The 21,310-nt window shown below is 71.6% G+C and carries 20 protein-coding genes and 1 tRNA gene; 8 read left to right on the top strand and 13 right to left on the bottom strand.

Annotated elements, in window-relative coordinates; genetic code table 11:
• Positions 1–95: 95 nt before the first annotated feature.
• A complete protein-coding gene (locus RM609_RS19705) occupies positions 96–521 on the top strand; it encodes a hypothetical protein (protein WP_311612615.1) in 426 nt (141 codons plus the stop codon).
• A gap of 94 nt (positions 522–615) precedes the next feature.
• On the opposite strand, the gene RM609_RS19700 is transcribed toward RM609_RS19705, so the two are convergent.
• The 5 genes from RM609_RS19700 to RM609_RS19680 all read right to left on the bottom strand — a co-directional run bounded on the left by RM609_RS19700 (position 616) and on the right by RM609_RS19680 (position 6,605).
• Entirely contained in the window at positions 616–2,931 is a 2,316-nt protein-coding gene (locus RM609_RS19700) for a glycoside hydrolase family 31 protein (protein ID WP_438828484.1), read from the bottom strand.
• 133 nt (positions 2,932–3,064) lie between these two features.
• Positions 3,065–4,294, bottom strand: coding sequence for a cysteine--1-D-myo-inosityl 2-amino-2-deoxy-alpha-D-glucopyranoside ligase (gene mshC / locus RM609_RS19695; RefSeq protein ID WP_311612613.1), 1,230 nt, complete (start codon positions 4,292–4,294; stop codon positions 3,065–3,067).
• 131 nt (positions 4,295–4,425) lie between these two features.
• Positions 4,426–5,247, bottom strand: coding sequence for an SCO1664 family protein (locus tag RM609_RS19690; RefSeq protein ID WP_311612611.1), 822 nt, complete (start codon positions 5,245–5,247; stop codon positions 4,426–4,428).
• On the bottom strand, positions 5,211–5,801 hold the full coding sequence (locus tag RM609_RS19685) for a DUF3090 domain-containing protein (RefSeq protein ID WP_311612609.1): 591 nt from the start codon (positions 5,799–5,801) through the stop codon (positions 5,211–5,213). The genes RM609_RS19690 and RM609_RS19685 overlap by 37 nt, the downstream gene beginning before the upstream one ends.
• 108 nt (positions 5,802–5,909) lie before the next feature.
• A complete protein-coding gene (locus RM609_RS19680) occupies positions 5,910–6,605 on the bottom strand; it encodes a histidine phosphatase family protein (protein ID WP_311612607.1) in 696 nt (231 codons plus the stop codon).
• A 64-nt stretch (positions 6,606–6,669) separates the two neighbouring features.
• Between RM609_RS19680 and corA the strand changes: the two genes are divergently transcribed.
• Positions 6,670–7,662, top strand: a complete 993-nt coding sequence (gene corA / locus RM609_RS19675) for a magnesium/cobalt transporter CorA (protein ID WP_311612724.1) — start codon at positions 6,670–6,672, stop codon at positions 7,660–7,662.
• Between the two features lie 45 nt (positions 7,663–7,707).
• Here corA and RM609_RS19670 read toward each other — a convergent pair whose 3' ends face one another.
• On the bottom strand, positions 7,708–8,496 hold the full coding sequence (locus RM609_RS19670) for a ferritin-like domain-containing protein (RefSeq protein WP_311612723.1): 789 nt from the start codon (positions 8,494–8,496) through the stop codon (positions 7,708–7,710).
• Between the two features lie 219 nt (positions 8,497–8,715).
• Positions 8,716–9,765 (bottom strand): LLM class F420-dependent oxidoreductase, encoded by a 1,050-nt coding sequence (locus RM609_RS19665; RefSeq protein ID WP_311612721.1) that lies wholly within the window; start codon positions 9,763–9,765, stop codon positions 8,716–8,718.
• A gap of 148 nt (positions 9,766–9,913) precedes the next feature.
• On the opposite strand from RM609_RS19665, the gene RM609_RS19660 reads away from it, so the two are divergent.
• Both RM609_RS19660 and RM609_RS19655 read left to right on the top strand, forming a co-directional pair.
• Positions 9,914–10,897, top strand: a complete 984-nt coding sequence (locus RM609_RS19660; protein WP_311612606.1) for an aldo/keto reductase — start codon at positions 9,914–9,916, stop codon at positions 10,895–10,897.
• A complete protein-coding gene (locus RM609_RS19655; protein ID WP_311612604.1) occupies positions 10,894–13,143 on the top strand; it encodes a helix-hairpin-helix domain-containing protein in 2,250 nt (749 codons plus the stop codon). Before RM609_RS19660 ends, RM609_RS19655 begins: the two co-directional genes overlap by 4 nt.
• Before the next feature lie 69 nt (positions 13,144–13,212).
• On the opposite strand, the gene RM609_RS19650 is transcribed toward RM609_RS19655, so the two are convergent.
• Positions 13,213–14,019 carry a hypothetical protein gene (locus tag RM609_RS19650; RefSeq protein WP_311612602.1) on the bottom strand — a complete coding sequence of 269 codons (807 nt, stop codon included), beginning with the start codon at positions 14,017–14,019 and terminating at the stop codon, positions 13,213–13,215.
• A gap of 47 nt (positions 14,020–14,066) precedes the next feature.
• On the opposite strand from RM609_RS19650, the gene RM609_RS19645 reads away from it, so the two are divergent.
• Positions 14,067–14,255: a DUF5703 family protein gene (locus RM609_RS19645; RefSeq protein ID WP_311612600.1), complete on the top strand. Its 189-nt coding sequence runs from the start codon at positions 14,067–14,069 to the stop codon at positions 14,253–14,255.
• 136 nt (positions 14,256–14,391) lie between these two features.
• Here RM609_RS19645 and RM609_RS19640 read toward each other — a convergent pair whose 3' ends face one another.
• The 3 genes from RM609_RS19640 to RM609_RS19630 all read right to left on the bottom strand — a co-directional run bounded on the left by RM609_RS19640 (position 14,392) and on the right by RM609_RS19630 (position 17,136).
• A complete protein-coding gene (locus tag RM609_RS19640; RefSeq protein ID WP_311612599.1) occupies positions 14,392–15,258 on the bottom strand; it encodes a chaplin family protein in 867 nt (288 codons plus the stop codon).
• A 159-nt stretch (positions 15,259–15,417) separates the two neighbouring features.
• Complete coding sequence (chpH, locus tag RM609_RS19635; protein ID WP_311612597.1) at positions 15,418–15,648, bottom strand: chaplin ChpH; 231 nt, start codon at positions 15,646–15,648, stop codon at positions 15,418–15,420.
• A 153-nt stretch (positions 15,649–15,801) separates the two neighbouring features.
• Positions 15,802–17,136: a M20/M25/M40 family metallo-hydrolase gene (locus RM609_RS19630; RefSeq protein WP_311612595.1), complete on the bottom strand. Its 1,335-nt coding sequence runs from the start codon at positions 17,134–17,136 to the stop codon at positions 15,802–15,804.
• 260 nt (positions 17,137–17,396) lie between these two features.
• Between RM609_RS19630 and RM609_RS19625 the strand changes: the two genes are divergently transcribed.
• Positions 17,397–17,484: transfer RNA gene (locus RM609_RS19625), tRNA-Leu, on the top strand.
• Positions 17,485–17,572: 88 nt separating this feature from the next.
• On the opposite strand, the gene RM609_RS19620 is transcribed toward RM609_RS19625, so the two are convergent.
• Both RM609_RS19620 and RM609_RS19615 read right to left on the bottom strand, forming a co-directional pair.
• Complete coding sequence (locus RM609_RS19620) at positions 17,573–18,778, bottom strand: site-specific integrase (RefSeq protein ID WP_311612593.1); 1,206 nt, start codon at positions 18,776–18,778, stop codon at positions 17,573–17,575.
• A 107-nt stretch (positions 18,779–18,885) separates the two neighbouring features.
• The gene (locus tag RM609_RS19615; protein ID WP_311612592.1) at positions 18,886–19,449 is read right to left on the bottom strand and encodes a hypothetical protein; all 564 of its coding nucleotides are present in this window, start codon (positions 19,447–19,449) and stop codon (positions 18,886–18,888) included.
• A 136-nt stretch (positions 19,450–19,585) separates the two neighbouring features.
• Between RM609_RS19615 and RM609_RS19610 the strand changes: the two genes are divergently transcribed.
• On the top strand, positions 19,586–19,768 hold the full coding sequence (locus RM609_RS19610; protein ID WP_311612590.1) for a helix-turn-helix domain-containing protein: 183 nt from the start codon (positions 19,586–19,588) through the stop codon (positions 19,766–19,768).
• A gap of 101 nt (positions 19,769–19,869) precedes the next feature.
• Positions 19,870–20,244, top strand: coding sequence for a hypothetical protein (locus RM609_RS19605; RefSeq protein WP_311612588.1), 375 nt, complete (start codon positions 19,870–19,872; stop codon positions 20,242–20,244).
• The last annotated feature ends 1,066 nt before the right edge of the window (positions 20,245–21,310 follow it).

The following is a 21,310-nucleotide window of genomic DNA, read 5'->3' as shown; positions in this document are numbered from 1 at the left end:
CGGACGAGGGGGCACGAACCGTGCCCCCTCCTCACGCCGGCCCGGCCTACGGTCGCCTTCGGTCACCGCCCGCCGACGAACCGAAGGAGCACCACGTGCACGCGTCCACCATCCCCTGGCTCGCCGAGGCCGCGACGGACCCCGAGGCCACCATCCGGCTCTGGGAGATCGGCGGCACGGCCCCGCTGATGACCGGGCGGCGGTGGGACGCGGTGCGCCTGAACTTCACCCTCGCCACGGCGGTCGTGTCCCGCCTCAAGGCCGACGCCGACGCCCGTCCCCTCGGCCCGTACCTCATGGGCGACACCGAACGCGCCATGTGGTGGCTGCTACCGCTCGGCACGCGCTACCGGTTCGCCGGAACGGACGGCGTCGTCGTCTACCCCACCGACTGGGCACTCCTCACCCCGCCGCCCGGCAGGTGCGTGGGCGGTCGCGTATGGGTCCTCCCCCGGGAGCGCCCCGCCCTCACCCCCGCCGAGCGCCTCCTCGCCGCGATCGAGGGCGCTACTGCCATGTGACAGCGGAACGCCCCCGCTCCCCCATCCGCGCCCTTGAGGAAACCGATGGCGCGGCCATCCCCGGCGTACCGGGGGGGCCGCGCCCCCGGCAGGTCTAGCTCCCAGCGGCTCCGCCCGGGTCGGCGGGAGTCGTCAGCACCAGCCTGAAGGAACGATCCGTCGGCCGCGTCCCCGTCTTCACCCGCGCCACGCCGCCCCGGTCCCCGGCGTCGTACCACCAGCCCGTCTCCGCCGCCTCGAAGGCCGCCTTCGAATCCAGTCGCGGCAGCTCCCGCCCGTCCAGCGAAACACCGTGCGGCGCCGTGCCCGTGTGGACCGTGAAGTCGTACGGCCGGGCCGTCTGCTTGCCACGGAAGTCGCCTCGGGACGCGTCCAGGGACAGGGTGATGTCACCCGCCACGCCGGAATCCGGGGCGCGGACCGTCAGTTTCTGTTCCGCGTAGGCGCCCGTGCGGTGGGCGCGGGTGGCGCCGTCGTCCTCGTAGAGCGTGAAGGAGGACGTGCCCTGCGGGTAGACGTCCCAGGCCACAGGGGAATCCGCCGTGCGGTCCTCGGCGGAGCGGATGCCGGGCCACATCGGGATGTTCGCGCCCGCCTTCACGAAGAGCGGGAGAGTGTCCAGCGGGGCGCGGTAGCCGTTCAGCGTCGTCGGGCCTTCGTGGACGCGGCCGGTCCAGTAGTCGGTCCACTTTCCCTTGGGGAGGTAGATGCCGTCGCGGACGTCCGTGTCCTCGTAGACCGGCGCCACCAGGAAGTATTCGCCCGTCAGGAATTCGTATTTCGCCGCGTCCGACGCCGCCTTCGGGTCGTCCGGGTATTCCAGCGCCAGCGGGCGCACCGGGCCGACGCCCGTGCGGGTCGCCTCCGCCGCGTAGGAGTACATGTACGGCAGCAGGGATTCCTTCAGCTTGAGGTATTTGCGGTTGATGGAGGTGTACGGATCGCCGTACCGCCAGGGCTGTTTGTCGCTCGGCGCCCAGCCGTCCATCGTCATCACGGCGGGCAGGAACGCCTTCCACTGGAGGTCGCGGACGTATGTGCGGGGGCTGCCGCCGAAGATGCCGTCGACGTCGCCCGTGGTGTAGGCGAGTCCGGACATCGTGGCGCCCGCGTAGGTCGGGATCTGCCAGCGGATGTAGTCCCAGGAGCCCTTCTGGTCGCCGGACCACTGCACTCCGCAGCGCTGGGCGCCGGACCAGCTCTCGGGGGCCCAGGTGAAGCCGCGGGCGTCGCTGTTGTCCTCGATGCCCTTGTAGGCGTCCTTGCAGCCGTCGAGGGCGAATTTGTAGCCGTCGCCGACCCAGGCGACGTCGAGTTTGGCCACGCGCTGGCCGGCCTTCACCTGGTCGGCGAGTTTCCCCAGGCCGTCCTCGGTCCACAGGCCCATTTTCATCCGGCGGTCGCCGAGGCCCTTGTTGGCGTCGGCCAGATTCTCGTAGCCGCAGCCGTAGCCGTCGTTGACGAGCATCCAGCCGAGCGGCATGTCGTTGTCGACATATCCGTCGGCGACTTTCAGGGCGTCCAGCGTGCGCCGTTCACCGCGGTTCTTGTTGTGCAGATAGCAGTCCGAGTCACCGATCTCCAGGCCGTACAGCGGCGGCAGGAAGGGACGGCCGGTGAGGCGGGTGTACTGGCCGATGACGGACTTCGGGGAATTCCCCGCGAAGTAGTACGCGTCGAAGCGGCGTTCCTTCTCGCTCGTGGTCACCGGTTCGGTGAAGGAGTACGTACCGGGGGCGTAGGTGTTGCGGTAGACGCCGTAGCCCGCCGAGGAGAGGTAGAACGGGACGGAGTTCGGGTGGCCTCCGTCGTTCCAGTTGTAGTCGACACCCACCTCGACGGTCTTTCCCCGGTGCGAGGTGCTGCCGCGCCCGTTCTGCATTCCGGCGCCGTAGAACTGCTCGTCGGCGCCGCGGGCGAGGCTCTGGGTGGTGGTGTCGTCCGTCCAGGTGATGCCCTTGGTCTCGGCCCACAGGCGGCTGCCGTCGGCGCGGTGCAGGGCGAAGCGCAAGGGCTTCTTGTACGCGCGCAGGGTGACCGCCGACGTGCTCAGCTCGTAGCGGTCGCCCCGGTCCCGCCAGCGGGTCACCGGGGGCGGGCCCTGCCGCTGGACGATGTCCTTGCCGGCCGGGTCGGTGAAGGTGCCGTCGGGCGCCAGCTCGATGCGGAAGGTGTCGGCCGCCACGAAGCTCACCCGGGCCGCGGCCTCGCCCGCGCGGAAGTGGAAGACGGGGCCGGCGGTCGAGAAGCCCGTGACGTTTCCGACGGTCCGTTCGCCCGAAGCAGTGGGGGCCGCCTGTACGGTCCCCACCGGCCCGGCCATGGCCGCCGCCAGGCCCAGGAGGGCGCCCGCCACCGCCGCTCTCAGATGTGTTCGTGGACGTGTTCGCGCTTTCCTTCGCTGCTCCATGGACGCGTGCTTAACGCACCCGTCACCCGCGTCACCATGGACTCGCGCATCGCACCCGTGGACTTTACGTACGAAGGGGCGCCCCGCGTCACCGCGGAGCGCCCCTTGAGAACGGTCGGTCGGAATCAGCCCGTCAGAGCGCCACGCCCAGCAGCGCGTCGACCGCGCGGGAGACCAGGCCCGGAGCCCCCTCGTCCGTACCGCCGTCGGCGGCCTGGGCGGCGGCCCAGCGGTCGACGGCGGCCAGGGCGGCCGGGGAGTCGAGGTCGTCGGAGAGGGCCTCGCGGATCTCCGCCACCAGCGCGTCGGCGGAGGGGCCGTCCGGGCGCGAGACGGCGGCGCGCCAGCGGTCCAGGCGCTCCACGGCCTCGGTCAGGACGGCGTCCGTCCACTCCCAGTCGGCGCGGTAGTGGTGGGCGAGCAGGGAGAGGCGGATGGCGGCCGGGTCGACGCCGTCGCGGCGGAGCGCGGAGACGAAGACCAGGTTGCCCTTGGACTTCGACATCTTCGCGCCGTCGAGGGCCACCATGCCGGCGTGGACGTACGCCTTGGCGAAGGGGTGTTCGCCGGTGAGGGCCTGGGCGTGCGAGGCGCCCATCTCGTGGTGCGGGAAGATCAGGTCGGAGCCGCCGCCCTGGACGTCGAAGCCCATGCCCAGGTGCTCCAGGGCGATGGCGACGCACTCGATGTGCCAGCCGGGCCGTCCGGGGCCGAGCGAGGCGCCGTCCCAGCTGGGCTCGCCCGGGCGGGCGGCCATCCACAGCATCGGGTCGAGGGGGTTCTTCTTGCCCGGGCGGTCCGGGTCGCCGCCGCGCTCGGCGGACAGCAGGCGCATCGCCTCGGCGTCGAGGTGGGAGACGCCGCCGAAGGCGGGGTCGGCCGCGACGGAGAAGTAGATGTCGCCCTCGAGCTCATAGGCGGCACCGGCGTCGCGCAGTCGCTCCACCAGCGGGACGATCTTGGGTATCGACTCGACGGCGCCCACGTAGTGGCGCGGCGGGAGCATCCGCAGGGCGGTCATGTCCTCGCGGAAGAGCGCGGTCTCGCGCTCGGCGAGGGCGGTCCAGTCCTCGCCGTCGCGCACGGCCCGCTCCAGCAGCGGGTCGTCCACGTCGGTGACGTTCTGGACGTAGTGCACCTGCCGCTTGGTGTCGAGCCACACGCGCTGCACGAGGTCGAACGCGTTGTAGGTCGCCGCGTGCCCCATGTGGGTGGCGTCGTACGGCGTGATGCCGCACACGTAGATACGGGCGACGGGACCGGGAGCGAGGGTCACCCGCGCGCCGGTCGCGGTGTCGTGGATCCGGAGGTCGCGGCCACTGCCAGGCAGGGCGGGAACCTCAGAAGCGGGCCAGGCATGCATGTCCTGAGCGTAACCGGATGCGAGTTCCGGATACGAACCGGGCGGGCGGGTTGGCCGAAGTTCCGTTCTTGCGCGCGGCTTCCCACATGTGTATTCCCATGCGTCGGCCCGAAAGGATCACACCGGAAGGATCACACCGGCGGCCATGGGATCGCCGGCCACTGCCCGCTCGGCTCTCGGTGGCGTCCCGTCCTCAGCAGGTCCGCCACCCGGCCCCGCAGCGCCTCCAGCTCTGCCGGAGTGATCAGTTCCGCCAGCCGTCCGGCCAGCGGCCGCCCCTCCTCCAGGTCGGCCGAAAGCCGCCGCAGGGCCTCCAGAGCCTCCTCCGGCAGCGGTTCCCCCGCCCATCCCCACAGCAGGGTGCGCAGTTTGTCGTCCGCGTTGAAGGTCACCCCGTGGTCGATGGCGTAGAGCCGGCCGCCGGGGGCGGGCAGCAGGTGGCCGCCCTTGCGGTCACCGTTGTTGATCACCGCGTCGAGCACGGCCAGCCGCCGCAGCCGTTCGTCGTCGGCGTGGACGAGCAGCGCGGTGCGGTCCTCGCCCACGTCGGCGAAGCCCACGGCCTTCCAGCCGGGGCCCGGTTCCTCGCCCTCCACCAGGGCGAGGAGGGACTCCTCGTCGGCCGACGCCTCTATCCACAGCTGGCACATGCCCTCGCCGTAGGGCCCGTCGCGCAGCACGGTGGGCGGGATCAGGCCCCACCCCATGGCCTCGGAGAGCTCGTACGCGGCGACCTCGCGCTGGGCGAGGGTGCCGTCGGGGAAGTCCCACAGGGGCCGCTCCCCCGCGACGGGCTTGTAGACGCAGGCGGCGCTCAGGCCCTCGTACTCGACCGTGCAGTACAGGACCGCGTTGGAGGCTTCACTGACCCGGCCCCGGACCGTCAGCTCGCCCTTGGCCAGGAGCTCGTGCGGGGTCACGCTCCCCGGCGGTATCCGTTCTGGCGCGGGCATACGTGTCCCTCCGGGTCGAGCGGCAGGCTGCACAGCGGGCAGGGCGGCCGGCCGGCGTTGACGACTTCGAGCGCGCGCTTGGCGAAGGCGCGGGCCATGGTGCCGGTCAGCCGGACGCGGAGCATGGGCGGGCCGTTCAGCTCGTCCTGGAGCAACCGCTCCTCGGCCTCGGCGAGGTCCTCGTCGGTACCGGCCTCCAGCTCGACGAGGGCCTGGGCCTCCACCACCATGCGCTCGCCGTCGCCGTCCCAGGCCAGGGCCATGGTGCCGACGCGGAACTCCTCCTCGACGGGGGTGTCCAAGGGGGCCGCGTCGGCGAGCTCGACGGGGGCGACGGCCGGCACCGGGGCGTTGCCGCCGGTGCGCCGGACGACCTCGTCCAGCAGCTCGTCGATGCGCTCGGCGAGGGCTTCCACCTGGGCCTTCTCCAGCGCCACGCTCGTGACGCGGCCGGCCGCGCTGGCCTGGAGGAAGAAAGTACGGCGGCCCGGCAGCCCGACCGTACCGGCGACGAATCGGTCCGGAGGGTCATAGAGGAACACCTGACGGGACAACGTCCTGCTCCATGGGGTTCGGAGGTCACTTGGGGTTTGCGTTCCGGTGCGGGAGCAGGGGCGGTGGCCCCGGAGTTCCCGCGCCCACCACCCTACTGCTCGTGACGATCACGGTGCTCCCGCACCGCCCCCGACGGCCGCGTCCGCGCCCTCGCCGCCCGGGGCGGCCGGCCGCGGGGCGAGGCCCGCGAGGTCACCGGTGTCGCCGAGGCGCAGCAGATAGGGGCGCAGCCGGGTGTAGCGGATCGCGGTGACCGAGCAGGGGTCGGCGGTGATCCGCTGGAACTGGTCGAGGTGGAGGCCCAGGGCGTCCGCGACGACGGCCTTGATCACATCGCCGTGGGTGCACATCAGGTAGGCCGCGTCATCGCCGTGCTCGCGCTCGACGCGCTCGTTCCACCCCTGGACGGCGTCCACGGCGCGCGTCTGCATGGCGCGCAGGGACTCGCCGCCGGGGAAGGCGGCGGCGGAGGGGTGGCGCTGGACGACCTCCCACAGCGGTTCGCCGGACAGCTCGCCGAGCTTGCGGCCGGACCAGTCGCCGTAGTGGCACTCGGTGATCCGCTCGTCGGTGTGGAGCGGCAGCCCGGGCCGGGCGGCGAGCAGTGGGGCGAGCGTCTCCCGGCAGCGCAGCAGCGGGCTGGAGACGACGGCGGCGAGCGGGACGTCCGCGAGGCGGGCCGGGAGGGCGGCGGCCTGGGCCGTACCCCGTTCGTCCAGGGCCACTCCGGGCATCCGTCCGGCGAGCACTCCCCCGGTGTTGGCGGTCGACCGGCCGTGCCGGACCAGGATCAGCGTGGGCATGACCGTCAGCCTACGACCACCGTCCGGGCCGCGACGGGTGTACGGCGGACGGATGAGCGGCAGAATGGCTTGCGTGATCGTGGACTGCGCCATCTACCGGCACGGGGAACGCACCGAGACCCCGGCCGAACTGGCGGACGCGCTGGAAGCGGCCCGCGCCGAGACCGAGTCCTTTGTGTGGATCGGGCTGTACGAACCCACCGAGAAGGAGTTCGGCCTGGTCACGAGCGAGTTCGGGCTGCATCCGCTGGCCGTGGAGGACGCGCTCAACGCGCACCAGCGGCCGAAGCTGGAGGTCTACGACGACTCGCTGTTCATGGTCCTCAAGCCCGTGGTCTACGACGACGTACGGGACACGGTGACCACGGACGAGGTGATGGTCTTCATCGGGAACTGCTTCGTGGTGACCGTCCGGCACGGCGAGGGCAGCCCGCTGGGAGAGGTGCGCCGGCGGCTGGAACGGGAACCGGGCATATTGCGGCACGGGCCTACGGCGGTGCTGTACGCGGTGTGCGACGCGGTCGTGGACCACTACACGGACGTGGCGATCCTGCTCCACGCGGATCTGGACGAGCTGGAGGCCGAGGTCTTCGCGCCGCTGGGCGAGGACGTGCGGCACACGGCGTCGCGGATCTACTCCTTCAAGCGCCAGGTCGTGGAGTTCCGCCGGGCGATACTGCCGCTCGTCGAACCGCTGGCGCGGCTGGCCGCGACGGAACTGCCGTTCGTGGACGAGAAGTCCTGGCCGTTCTTCCGTGACGTGAGCGACCACCTGGCCCGGGCGAACGAGTCGGTGGAGGGCCTGGACCGGCTGCTTTCGGACATCCTCTCCGCTCATCTCGCGCAGATGGGGGTCCAGCAGAACGACGACATGCGCAAGATCTCGGCGTGGGCGGCGATGGCGGCCGTACCGACGATGATCGCCGGGGTCTACGGGATGAACTTCACCCATATGCCGGAGCTGCGGCAGCCGTGGGGCTATCCGGTGGTGGTGGTCCTGATGGCGGGGCTGGTCGGCTGGCTGTACCGGCTGTTCAAACGGCGCGGGTGGCTGTGAGCCGCGGCCCCCGGCAGGGGGAAGGGCGGCCCTGAGCCGGGCGGCTCAGACCGGCTCCGGGGCCGGCGTCGCCGGGCCGCCCAGGGCGTCGCGGTGTTCCGGCATCCGGAGGGTGACCATCCGGCGCCAGCCGCCCAGGCGCTCGTACGCGTACAGGGCGTGGATGCCCGCCGTGAGCGCCGCCGACTTGGCCGCCGGCCAGCGCAGGACGCGAGCCATGCGGGACATGACGGCGAGGCCGACGTCGCGGTGGACGGCGATCTCGGCGAGGGCGCTGCGCCGGAGGAGGTCGTGGATGACGCGGCCGTGTCCGGCGGCGGCCAGGCGCAGCAGCTCCTCGTGGCAGTAGGCGAGGTGATTGGCCTCGTCGGCGCGGATGGCGCGGACGGCCGCGCCGATCTCGGGGTGGTCGCCGAAGTGCCGGGTGAGCGTGTCCATCCGGTCGGACGCGCGCTGCTCGGTGACCCGGCTGTGGGCCAGGTGGGCGATGATGTCCCGCTCGGTCAGCGGCTCGTCGGCGCGCAGTTTGGCGTGCGGGAGCCCGATGCCGCGGCGTTCGAGGATCAACGTGTAGTCGGTCTCGGCCGGCACGGTGCAGGGTTCCAGGCCGCGGCGGCGCAGCAGGCCGTTGAGGATCCGGCCGTGCTTGTCCTCGTCCGCGCCGTGCCGGGCGATCTTCGGTGCGAGGTGGCGCCGGCTCTCGGGCACCAGGGCGGCGATACGGCCGTTCTCCCAGCCGCCCTGCGCCGCGCCGGCGGCGGCGATCGAGCAGAAGAGCCGGTACGCCTCGTCGTTGCCGAGGATCTCCTGGAACAGACTCCGGGCCGTGAGCATGGCCTTCACCTCCGTGGGCACCCAGTCAAGTGCGGTGCCCGGGAGGCGGCAATCAGGAGGCCCGCGAGGCTCGGCCGAACGAAGGACGGCGGTTAAAGATTCCGGATCGCCCCGGCGCGTAACCACGCGGGCGCCCGGGCGTTGTGTTCGGTGTCGGCCGTGGCGGGGAAGACGACCCCCGAGCCCCCACCACGGCCGCGGACTTTCCCGTACGGCTCGTTACGCGAGCCCGGCCCGCTCCAGGGCCTCGACGCCGGTGCGCAGGGCGGCGATCCGCTCGTCGAGGGTGAACCCGGCCGGGGCCAGCGACAGGGTGGTGACCCCGGCGTCGGCGTAGGCCTGCATCCGGTCGGCGATGCGCTCCACGGGGCCGAGCAGGGTGGTGGAGTCGATCAGCTGCCGGGGGATGGCCGCGGCGGCGCCCGCCTTGTCGCCGGAGAGGTACTTCTCCTGGATCTCGGCGGCCTCCTTCTCGTAGCCCATGCGGCGCGCCAGCTTGTTGTAGAAGTTCTGCTTGGCGCTGCCCATGCCGCCCACGTAGAGGGCGGTGTACGGGCGGAAGACGTCGGCGAGCGCGTCGACGTCCTCGCCGACGGCCATGGGCACGGTCGGGACGATGTCGAAGCCCTCCAGCGTCTTGCCCGCCTTCTCGCGGCCCGCGCGCAGGGCGCCGAGGGTGGTCTCCTCGGCGTGCTCGGGGGCGAAGAAGATCACCAGGGCGCCGTCGGCGATCTCGCCGGTCTGCTCCAGGTTCTTCGGGCCGATCGCGGCGATGTACAGCGGGATGTGCTCGCGCTCCGGGTGGACGGTGAGCTTGAGGGGCTTGCCCGGGCCGCCGGGCAGCGGCAGCGTCCAGTGCTCGCCGTCGTGGGAGACGCGCTCGCGGGCCATGGCCTTGCGGATGATCTCGACGTACTCGCGGGTGCGGGCGAGCGGCTTGTCGAACTTCACGCCGTACCAGCCCTCGGAGACCTGCGGGCCGGAGACGCCGAGGCCCAGGCGGAAGCGGCCGCCGGAGAGGGAGTCGAGGGTGGCGGCGGTCATCGCCGTCATGGTGGGCGTACGGGCGGGGATCTGGAAGATCGCCGAGCCGACGTCGATCCGCTCGGTCTGGGCCGCGACCCAGGACAGCACGGTGGGCGCGTCCGAGCCGTAGGCCTCGGCGGCCCAGCAGACCGCGTAGCCCAGCCGGTCGGCCTCGCGGGCGACCGCGAGGTTGTCGGCGTCCATCCCGGCCCCCCAGTAGCCGAGGTTGATCCCGAGCTTCATCCGGCCCATGTCCACGCCCCTTACTCATCAGTAACGTCGTCGTTGCCGGGACTCTAGCGCGCGGACCCGTGCCGCGTCACCGGTCGGCCGGGCGGGGGCCGTGGCGGGATGGGGCCGGGGCGGTGCGCGGCCAGTACTCTCAGCGCTCATGGAACAAAGGCATCTCGGCCGTACGGGCCTACGGGTGTCCCGGCTCGGGCTGGGCACCCTCACCTGGGGCCGGGACACGGGGGAGCACGACGCGGCCGAGCAGCTCAAGAACTTCTGGGGCGCGGGCGGCACGCTCGTCGACACCGCCGACGTCTACGCGGACGGCGGCGCGGAGTATCTGCTCGGGCGGCTCCTGGACGGCCTCGTGCCGCGCCGGGACATGGTCATCGCGACCAAGGCGGGCAGCGTCCTCGACCCGGCGCGGCGCGTCGACTGCTCGCGCGGCCACCTCCTCGCCGCGCTCGACGCCTCGCTGGACCGGCTCGGCACGGACCACGTCGACATATGGCAGATCCACGCCTTCGACACCACGACTCCCATCGAGGAGACGCTTCAGGCCGTGGACCTCGCGGTCAGCAGCGGACGGGCCCGCTACGCGGGGGTCGTGGGCTTCAGCGGCTGGCAGCTCGCCAGGGCCGCGACCTGGCAGCTCGCGGCACCGGGGGCGCGGACGCGGCTGGCGTGCGCGCAGATGGAGTACTCGCTGCTCCAGCGCGGCATCGAGCGGGAGGTGCTGCCCGCCGCGCTCGACCTGGGCGTCGGCATCCTGCCGTCCTCGCCGCTCGGCCGGGGTGTGCTGACGGCCAAGTACCGCCACGCGACCCCCGCCGACTCGCGCGGCGCCTCCGAGTACCTCGCCGCCTTCGTCGCCCCGTACCTGGACGACGCGGCGCAGCGGGTGGTCGAGGCGGTGCGCACGGCGGCGGACGGGCTCGCCACGACGCCCCTCCAGGTGGCCCTGGCGTGGGTCCGCGACCGCCCCGGCGTCGTCGCCCCGCTCCTCGGCGCGCGCACGGCGCAGCAGCTCAAGGCGGCGTTGTCAGTGGAGACCCTTACGCTTCCGGACGAGATCTGCCGAGCGCTCGACGACGTGTCGGCGCCCGTGCACCGCTACCCGGACCACGACTGGAGCACGCTGTGAGTACCGATCGCCCCGCCGGCGAGGCCGAGCCGGAGCCTTCTCGCGGGAAGCGCGCGAACGGAGAGGGCACGGTGCCGGACGCCGCGTCGGCCGCCTCGGACGACGTTGCCGGACCCCCTGGCGGGGAGCACGGGACGCCGGAGGCGGCACCGGATGCCGGGCCGGCGAGCACCGCGCCGGGTGCCGAGGCGGGTGCGCCCTCGCGTGACGGGGCGGGCTCCCCCGACGAGGAGCCGGCCACCGCCAGCGAGCCGCAGGGCTCGGAGCCCTCCGCGCCCTCGCGCGGCACCGCCGGGCGCCCCGGTGGGGAGCAGGCCTCGGGTGACGGTGGCGCTCCCGCAGGGAGCGGGGCGCGGTCCGCTGTCGCCGAGGCGTTGGCCGCGGCTGTGCGGGCCGTGGAGAGCGGGGAGCGGGACGCGGCGTCGTTCTTCAACGAGCCGAAGGCGAAGCCCGCCGCGCGGCGCCCCGCGCCCGCTCCGGCCGCCGCCGGGCCCGCCGTGGCCGGGCCCGGCGCCGTGGCCGGGCCCGTGCGGGCCGCGCGAATCGCGCCCAGCGCCGGGCTCACCGAGGTGCTCGCCGCCGGAGGGGCGCCCGAGGCGCTCGCCGGTCAGGTCGCCGAGGCGCTCGGCGAGAACGCCGCCGAGGAGCTCCGCGAGGACCCGTGGCGGCTGCTGGCCGTCCCGGCGGTGCAGCCCGAGCAGGCCGACGGGTTCGCGCGGGCGCTGCTGGGCGACGCGTGCGGGCCGGCCGACGAGCGCCGGGCGCGGGCCCTGGTGGGCCGGTTCCTGGAGCGCGCCGCCCTCGCCGGGCACACCGTGCTCGAGTCCTCGGCCGTGGTCGCCGAGCTCTCCCGGCGCTCCGTCCCCGACCCGGAGGCCGCACTGCGCGACGTCCTCGCCGAGGGCACCGTGCTGGTGTTCCGGGAAGGGCCGGAGGACGAGGGCGAGCAGGAGGAGAAGGAAGACGGCGGAGAGCCGGTGCGGCTGCTGCTCGGGCTCGACCGGTACGCCATGGCCGAGGAGAGCCTCGCCGATGGCCTCGCGCGGCTGGTCAACGCCACCCCCGAGCCGGGACCCGACTGGTCCGCCGCCGCGGAGGCCGCCCCCTCCCCCTCGGCCGCCGAGCTGATCCGTGCCGTCGCGGCCGCCGGCCTGGTGACGCACAGCGGCGGCGAGGCCGCCCGCGCGGAGCCCGCCGCCCTGGTGACGGCCGCCGCCGGCCTGGGCCTGCGGGCGTGGGCCGCCGCCCACACCGAGGACGGCAGGCGCCGTCTGACCGGGCTCGGCGTGGCCGACGCCGTGACCGTCGCCGGCCTGCTGTCGGGCCAGGAGGGCCCGGGGCGGGACGCGGACGGCGCGCTGGCGCTCGACGTACTGGCCGTCCTGGACGCCCCCCAACTCGACGTGGAGACCGCAGCGCTGCTCGTGGAGTCCCTCGCGGACGGCACCCGGCTGGTGCTCGGCGGCGACCCGGGCGTGCTGTGGTCGGCCGGGCCGGGCCGCGTCTTCGCGGACGTACTGGCGGCCCGCGCCTGCCCGGCGATCGTCTCGCGCACCCCCGATCCGGGCCCGATCGGCGAGCTGGTCTCCGGCATCGGCGTCGGCGAGCTCAACCAGGTGCCCGCCCCCGGCAAGGAGGTCGTGATCGTCCCGGTGCGGGAGCCGGCCGAGGCCGTGCACCGCACGGTGCAGCTCGTCGCCGAGTCCGTGCCGCGCGCGTTCGGCATCGAGCCCGGCGCCACCCAGGTCATCACTCCGGGCCATGGCGGCCCCGCCGGGACCCGCGCGCTCAACGCGGCCCTCAAGGAACGGCTCAACCCGGGCCCCGGCCGCTTCGGCGGCTTCGACCCGGGCGACCGCGTCGCCTATGTGCCCGCCCCCGGCCGGATGGTTCCCGGCACGGTGGTGTCGGCGGACGCCGAGGGGCTGCGGCTGGACTGCGGGGGCGCCCCCGTCGTCGTACCGCGCGAGCGCGTCGGCGACGAGGTGCGCCACGGCTGGGCCGTGACGGCCCATCAGGCGGCCGGTACGCGCTGGCCGGCGGCCGTCGTCGTACTGCCCGGTGACGCCGCTCCGACGCTCACCCGGTCCTGGGTCTACACGGCCTTCGGCCGGGCCGAGCGGCATCTGTCGGTCGTGCACGGCGTGGAGCAGGCCCTGCCCCGCGCGGTCGCCGAGGTACCGGCGAAGGAGCGGACCACCCGGCTCAGGGCGCTGCTGGAGGCGCAGACGCGACCGGCCGGCTGACCGGCTGACGACCGACCAGGCCGACAGAGGCGGGCCCCGGTTCTTCCGGGGCCCGCGTGATGTCCGGGGTCAGCGCCCCGGCGCCCGCCCGGCGTCCTTCTCCGGAGCCCCGTCGGCCACGTCGGCGCCGACGTCCTCCACATCCAGGTCGTCGTCGACGCCGTCGTCGCCGTCGATGTCGTCCTCGCCGAGGTCCTCGTCCTCGTCACCGTCGTCATCGTCGTCGGCGCCCTCGTCGTCGCCGTCCTCGTCGAAGACGGCACTGGCGTCGAAGCGGCAGACGACCGTCTGCGGGTCCGGCTGGTCGAAGGGGGCCGACAGCCACTCCCCCGGGTCGGGGAGTTCCTCCGCCGCGGTCACCCACAGCGTGGAGTCGCCCTCGACGAGGCCGAACTCCTTGTGCCGGGAGGCGATCTCGTCGGCCTCGTACTCCTCGAAGATCACCCCGAGCGCCGTATGCACACCGCTCCCGGCGGAGCCCTTGCCTCCGCCGGACGCGCCCGCGCGCAGGTCCGCGTCCACGTCCGGATCGAGGTCCGCGACGCGCTGTGCCTGGGCGAGCAGCCGCTGGGGCTCGGCCACCGCGTAGTCCCTGCGGATCAGCACGCTCACCGCGCTGGGCTCCTCCGGCCCGGCGTAGGCGGGCAGGGTGTCGTCGCCGGGGATCTCGAAGGGGGTGACCTCGTCGTAGGCGTCGTAGAGAAGCTCGTCATAGGCCTCGGCTGTCGCGGCCAGCTCGTTGAACGCGGCGTAGACGGCCGGGTCGTCCTCCCCCGAGCGGCGTTCGACGGCCTCGAGGTGGCGGTCCAGAGCGGCTTTGACCGCCTCGGCGGCGGCCCGTACCTCGGCAGCGGTTGGCTGCGCAGCATCAGACATAGTGCAGACGCTATCCGCACCGGACCCGTTCCCGCACAATAGATGCGATGCCGGAATACGAATTCTGCGATGTGTATGTGCCCCGGGGGGTCTCCCGGAAGGCGGCCACACGCTTGCTGACCGACCATGCCGAGTACGGACACTGGGAGTTGGACCGACTACGTCTCTATCCGGACGGCAGCCGCAGGGTGCGACTGCGGCGCAGGATCATCCGTCAGCTCCGCGCCACATGGTGACGGCCGAACGGTGAGCCGACGGCCGGCCGGCGGGCTCATGGAGTTCGCCACCACGGCCGCGGCGGGGAGGGAAAGCGAAGGGAGCGGGCCCCGCGATCGCGGGGCCCGCTCCTTTCCGGTTCCGCCGGGGGCGGGGTCAGCCCTGGGCGCCGCGCGAGCGGCGGTAGAGCATCGCGCCACCGACCAGCAGGCCCGCGCTGGCCGCGCCGGCCGCGCCGAGCTGGCCCGCGCCGGTGTGCGCGAGCTCGGCGGCCTGCTGGGCGACCGTGGCCGGACGGTGCTCGGCGAGGACGGCGGGGGCGCGGTGCGCGTCCTTCACCTCCATGGCCGGCTTGGTGTGGTGCTCACCCGAGGTCTGCGGGTGGGTGCCGGGGCCGTTGTGGTGCTCACCGGCCGGCGGCTGGTGGCCCGGCTTGTGCTCGCTGGGCGGGTTGTGGTGCCCACCGGGGTTGTGCTCGCCGGGGTGACCCGGCTTCCCGGGGTGCCCGGGGTGGCCCGGGTGGTCGCCCTGCGGCGGCTTGTGGTCGTGACCGGGAACGCCGGGAGTGCCATGACCGTCGTTGACGCAGGTGTTGCCCGTGGCCGGGTTGCCGATGCCCACGACGTTCACGCTGTTGCCGCAGGCGTTGACCGGGACGCTGACCGGCGCCTGCACGGTGTTGCCGGACGCCACGCCGGGCGAGTCCTCGCTCATGCCCTGCGCGAGCGCGCCGCCGTGGCCGCTGCCGCCGTGCCCGTGGCCCTTGTGGCCGTGTCCGCCGCCGCCGTTGAAGCACCGGTTGCCCGTGGCCGGGTTGAGCAGCCCGATCACGTTCACGGTGTTGCCGCAGGCGTTCACCGGCACATGGACCGGAACCTGGACGGTGTTCCCGGACGCGACGCCCGGGGAGTGCGCCGAAGCGCCGTTGGCACCCGAGTCCGCCATCGCGTAGCCGCCGGTCACGGCGAGCACACCGCTCGCCGCCGCTACGGAGAGCAGGCCCTTCTTGGTGACCTGTCGCATTATTAGTCTTGCCCCTCTGCTTTTCGCCATTGCCGAATGCGCGGAACGATCGTCCTGCCGCGCCCGGAATGACCCAGTCGAAAGCCCAACGGCTCCGGAGTACGTGCGACGTACCCCGGAGCCACCCTGGTTCAATCCCTTACGGAATCGGACAGAACGTCACTTGTTGACGCAGACGTTGCCCGTGGCAGGGTTGAGCAGCCCGACGACGTTGATCGTGTTACCGCACACGTTGACCGGCACCTCGACGGGCACCTGGATGACGTTGCCCGAGACGACGCCGGGGCTGTGCACGGCCGCGCCCTGGGCTCCGTCGGCGGCGGCCATTCCGGCACCCGCGAGGACGAGACCACCAGTGGCAGCCGCGGCGGCGACGACCTTCTTGAGCATTGTTTCCTCCTTGTTGGCAATGCGGTCCCAGCCGCGGACCGCACACCTGTAACGACGAGGAGGGAATGGGGCTACGTAAGCCTCCTTGCGTTCACTCTTTCCGGCTACAGAAGCACCGAATATCGACACACCAGCCCGAGTTCAGGACAGGGCTCAGCACTGGTCCAGGAAGCGATCGAGCACACGCACACCGAATTTCAGACCGTCGACGGGCACCCGCTCGTCCACGCCGTGGAACATTCCGGCGAAGTCCAGCTCGGGCGGCAGCTGGAGCGGCGCGAAGCCGAAGCAGCGGATGCCGAGGTCGTCGAAGGACTTGGCGTCGGTGCCGCCGGAGAGCATGTACGGCACGGCGCGCGCGATGGGGTCCTCGGCCCGGAGCGCCGATTGCATCGCGTCGACGAGCCGGCCGTCGAAGCTGGTCTCCAGCGCCTTGTCCGCGTGGACGTCCTCCCGCTTGACGCGCGGCCCGAGGATCCGGTCGAGGTCCGCGAGGAACTCCTCCTCGTAGCCCGGCAGAAACCTTCCGTCCACGTGTGCGACGGCCTGGCCGGGGATCACATTGACCTTGTACCCGGCGCCGAGCATCGTCGGGGCGGCGGTGTTGCGCAGGGTGGTGCCGATCATCTTGGCGATGCCGCCGAGCTTGGTGAGCGTCGCCTCCATGTCCTCCGGGTCCAGCGGGGTGCCCAGGGCGTCGGACAGCTCGTCGAGGAAGGACCGCACGGTCTTGGTGACCCGCACCGGGAACTCGTGCCGCCCCAGCCGGCCGACCGCCTCGCAGAGCTCGGTGATCGCGTTGTCCTTGTTGGTCATGGAGCCGTGGCCCGCCGTGCCGTCCACGGTGAGCCGCATCCAGTGCATGCCCTTCTGGGCGGTCTCGATCAGATAGAGCCGCAGGTTCTCGTTGACCGTGAAGGAGAAGCCGCCGACCTCGCCGATCGCCTCGGTCACACCGTCGAAGAGCTCCGGGTGCTTGTCGACCAGATGGCGGGCGCCGTAGGTGCCGCCCGCCTCCTCGTCGGCGAGGAAGGCCAGCACGATGTCGCGGGGCGGCTTGCGGCCCGAGCGCAGCCGGTCGCGGACGACCGCCAGCGTCATCGCGTCCATGTCCTTCATGTCGACCGCGCCGCGGCCCCACAGGCAGCCGTCCGCGATCTCGCCCGCGAAGGGGTCGTAGGTCCAGTCCGCCGCGTTGGCGGGCACGACGTCGGTGTGGCCGTGGATGAGGAGCGCCGGCCGGGACGGGTCCTCGCCCTCGATCCGCGCCACCGTCGAGGCCCGGCCCTTGTGCGACTCGATGATCCGCGGCTCCAGCCCCACCTCGGCCAGCTTCTCGGCCACGTACTCGGCGGCGAGCCGTTCACCGGGCCCGGAGTGGTCGCCGTAGTTGCTGGTGTCGATCCGGATCAGGTCGCGGCAGAGGTCGACGACCTCGTCCTCGCCGCTCCTGGCGGTGCCGGCCCCGGCCGGCTTCGACTCGCTCACGCTGCCTCCTCGTGGTTCGCCGCCGGGACCGCGCCCGTAAGACGCGGGCGGCCCCGGCGTTGGGTCCACGGCCATCCTCCCTCTCCTGTTCGCCCAGCCCAAGGCCGCAATACCGCCGACATACGCCCGCAACGATCACGCGCCGGGAAGCCCGGGTGGCGGTGCGGGCGGGGGCGTGGGCGGGGGTGATCGAGCACCTCGAATGTTTGGTATTGTTTTCCATGTCGCCGCGGGGAACACCCCGCAGAGACAAACACCCGGTCCGGGTGGCGGAATGGCAGACGCGCTAGCTTGAGGTGCTAGTGCCCTTTATCGGGCGTGGGGGTTCAAGTCCCCCCTCGGACACCAGCAGAGACCCCAGTTCACCTGGGGTTTTTCTGTTTCTCCGGCTGTGGCGTGACCAACCACGTGACCAACAGCCGAGCGAACTCCCTGGTCAGACCAGGGATGACAGGCCGATACGGCTGGCGCTGGAAGCCGCCAGCTTCTTCGCTCCTTCGGCGCGACGCCTGCCGTAGCGCGCCATGGTGTAGCCCGGCGAGTGGTGCCGGGCGTTGGCCGAGACCTCTACCGGGTTCTCGTGGGCGTCCAGATCGTTCGTGATCTTCGATGCCCGCCAGTCGTGCAGCCGGAAGTTCTCCGGCAGCTTCAGCCGATTCCGTGCGGTCCGCCAGCGGGCGGACGTCTTCTCGGGGTCCTGGGGGCCACCGGCCTGGCGGCCCTTATAGAGCTTGAATCCGTCCCGCGCGAACACGAGGTCATGGTCCACCCAGAGATCCCCGAGGCGTTCCCGCTCCGCATCCTGGCGTTCCTTCTGCCACTTGAGGACGTTCATCAGGGCTTGGTCTACGTAGATGATCGCGTTGTCGTCTCCATCCTTGGTCAGCTTCCGAAGTCGGTAGGAGTTGCCCTCCTCCACCACGACCCAGCCCAGTTCGATGGCGCACTCGTCCCAGCGGATGAGCGACCACTTCCACCCCAGCACTTCGCTGCGGCGGCATGAGGTGGCTGCGTAGGCGGTCCACAGCGGGGCGTCCCGAAGGCAGTGGTGGGTCAGTCCGTCGTCGCACGCCCGGTTGCCGCACGGCTTCCATATCTCTCGGAGGAAGTGCGCCGTCTCGTGATCGTTGAGGGTCGGGAAGTCCGGCGTAGCCGCCTTGATCTGCCGCTCGGTCGGCGGGTTCGCCGTGTGCGCCGGGTTGACCGTGAGGAGCCTCCTCGGTCCGGTCACCGAGTCCAGCGCCGCCGACACTATGTTGTGGATGTGGCGGACGCTCTTGGGACCGAGCGGCTTGTTCCCGTTCGCCTCGATGGGCGTGCTCTCCAAGAGCCGGTACATCTCGTCCAGCCGCTCGTCCGTCACCTCCACTACCTTCTCCCTGCCGATGTGCGGCTTTATGTGCAGCCGGATCTTCGGCTCGTAGCCCTCCTTCGTGGTGTCCTCGCCCCGATGCTTGGCAAGCCAACCGTCCATGAGCTGACCCATGGTCATGTCGGAGCGGGGCGTGAGGGTGCCGGCCTCGTGGTCGGTGTGCCACTTGCGCAGCGCCCGTTCCGCCTCGGTCTTGTTCTTGTACTCCCGGCCTATCCAGTAGCGCTCCTTCCTGCCCGTCGCCGGGTTGAAGTGCAGGGGCGTACGCACGCCCCAGGTGTTCGGTCGGCCCGTACGCGGTATCTCCACCGGAGTCCCACCGAGACCGTTGCCGCGCTTTGCCACCCGGCTAGTTCCCCCTCGCTCTGTCCCAGCCGCTACGGCAGTCGCACGTTGCTGACACTGGTCCCCTTCAAAATCTCGACCGCCTTGTCAGTGAGCTGTCCGCCCGCCTTGCCTTCGACCTTGGTCAGGAAGCCACGCTGACGCGCGGCCCGCAGGTGGCCCTTCAACGTCGCCTGCTTCGCTCCCGTCCACAGCTCAAGGTCTTGGGCGGGAGCACGCCGCCCGAGGTTCACGAAGCGCACGTACAGGGCGGAGAGCACCGCGAGGTACTCGTCCGACACTCCCTTGGGCAGGCCGGCCAGCTCACGCCTGAAGTTCTCGACCACCTGTTGGCCAGCGTGGGCCAGATCCACCAGCGGCCTCACCTCCGCTGCGAACGCGGCCGTGTCGATCTGCCGCAGGACCGTACTGGTGATGCCGCGCGCTACCTCTTGTGGGTCGGCTTCCTCGTGCGGCTCGATCCGGATTTCACGGGGATTGCCCGACGTGGAGTCAAGCGGAAGCCACATGGTGACCTTCCACGCCCCGATGTGCTGGACCTGTTCGACGCCCGCACGGGGCGCAGCGCTGCCCTCGTGATCGTTGGTGTTCGTCATGAGCGACAACGTACGGAACTCAATCGCATCCGGCAAGTCAGGATGGGACACATCCGGCTTTGACTGAACCAGACTGATAGCGCAGGATGAGCAGTCAAGGGGGAACCTCCCCTTCTATTGGCAAAGGAGCCGTCCATTGCAGAACGCCCGCCTGATGAGCGTCACCGACCTGGCCGAGTACCTGGGCGTGACGCCCGCGTGGGTCTACAACAACCACCGAGCACTCAACATCCCCGCCTGCAAGATCGGCGGACACCTCCGCTTCCGTCCGGCCGACGTGAACCGCTGGATCGAACGAGACTGCCGAGCAGCCGCCTAACAGCGACCGCTGTTCACCGCCTCAAGAAAGGGGCGCATATCCCGCCATCCGTCGGGAACCACTGGCGCAACCCAGCGCCACACGGGAAGGGGACTACCACTGTGGGACGCGCGCCGTTCCAGTTTGAAGGCGACTTCGCCGCCGTGGCCCAGGAGGAGTACAAGCGCCGAGCAAGAGACCCACGCTTCGATTACCGCCACCGCGTCGAGTACGCGGCCATGGGGTGGGCGAACCAGATCGGGCACGCCGAGTTCCCGCCTGGGGAGCTGAACAAGATCCTGGCGGACAAGGATGGCACGGTGCCGAGCAAGGATGCCGTGAACAACCACGTACGCCGGGCGAAGGACTGGGACCTTGTCGAGACGGAATCGAACCGGCGGTGCCTCGTGCTGCCGGAGGACCGCTTCCAGAAGGGCATCGGGGACAGGACGTGCGACGAGCACGGCATACGCCCGGCCAAGCGGTTCAGGCCATAGTCGACACACAGCATGTGTCGATCAGTGGGGGCAGCGACACAAGGCGTGTGTCGATCCTTGAGCAGAAGACACACAGCATGTGTCGCTGCAACCGCGTGACCTGCGGTGATGCGAGATTTCCTCTTAATCTCTCTTAGTTAAGGGTCGAAGTAGGTAGAGAGCAAGGCTCACTGTCTCAAGCTCAGGAGCGGCCTTCCGGCCGCCAAGAGAGGAAGCGGCCCATCTCAGGGCGACCCCTGCCGGGGCCGACAGAACGAAGCTCCTTAGCCCAGCGGCGAACGACAGCGGGGCGCGACAGCGCCCCCTTGAGGAAGATGCAGCGGCGAAGGGGTGACGAGCCAGAGAGCGCCCGTCCGGCCGCCACAGCCCGAAGCTGCTTCGACAGAGTGGCCCCGTAGGGGCCCACACGAGGAAGCCCAAGAACCTAGCCATGTGGGGCGCTGTCGCGCCCCAGAGAGCGAAGCCACTAAGGGCTGAGGGCCGCTTACGCGGCCACCTGTCGAAGCCGCTTCGCCAAGGGCCAAAAGGCTTCACTCTTTTACACTCGCTCGCCGTGGCGCAGCGCCTTCTACAGGGCTTTGACCTGGGGTTATGTCCGATCCGGCTGCGATCTGCGGGGACGCCGAAGAACCTTGGAACCGTGGCAGGATCTGAGCGGCCAACACGTGGCGGTCGCGGGCTTTCCGCTCTGGGGGTCATACCCCCACCCCTTCGCCGTCGCCTCCCATCTCGGGCAGCGCCAGGTTCTCGCCCTTCCGTCGCCGTTGCGGACTCCGCCTTGCCGCATGACAGGCGAACGGCCGTGCGGCTCTGTACGCGGCCGACAGGCCGCACGGTCTACGAGGTGACAAGGGTGACGCGACAGGCCGTCAGGCAGGCGCACGGCGCCTCGCCCCGGCTGACGGTCAGGGCAGAAGGCAAGCTCAAGCAGGGCGCGGCATCGCCCACGCTCGAAGGCGCCGAGCGCGAGCATCAGGACCACGGAGCGGGCGTCTCATAAACCTTCGATAGTGAGACGGTCTGCCCGGGCTTCGGGGCGTGTCCGTTTCGCCCTCACTCTCGCGTC

The organism is Streptomyces hesseae, assembly GCF_031845785.1.
Lineage (GTDB): Bacteria > Actinomycetota > Actinomycetes > Streptomycetales > Streptomycetaceae > Streptomyces > Streptomyces hesseae.
Note: the sequence above shows the minus strand (reverse complement) of the source record. Positions and strands in the feature narration are given on the sequence as shown.